Annotated in this window: 1 pseudogene; it reads right to left on the reverse strand. The window is 69.6% G+C overall.

Going from position 1 to position 237, the window contains the following annotated elements:
• Positions 1 to 237: pseudogene (locus B4920_RS27860) on the reverse strand (hypothetical protein); the annotation flags it as partial.

Raw genomic sequence — 237 nt, forward strand, 5'->3', positions numbered from 1 at the left:
GCGACGATGGCCGGGATGACGCGCACCGGATCGGCGGCGGCAAAGGGAATGGCCCCCTCGCTGATGCCTATCATGCCCATGATGGCGGCCGCCTTGCCCGCTTCGCGCTCCTCCTTCTTGTAGCGACGGGGCGAGAGCAGGGTGGCCAGCGCCATGCCGAGCGGTGGCACGCAGATGGCGATGCCGACCCCCCCATCAGCCAGGGCTGGGTGTTGACCTGGGTCTGGGCGAACAGGG

It is taken from the genome of Zoogloea sp. LCSB751 (assembly GCF_002028455.1).
Classification (GTDB): domain Bacteria; phylum Pseudomonadota; class Gammaproteobacteria; order Burkholderiales; family Rhodocyclaceae; genus Zoogloea.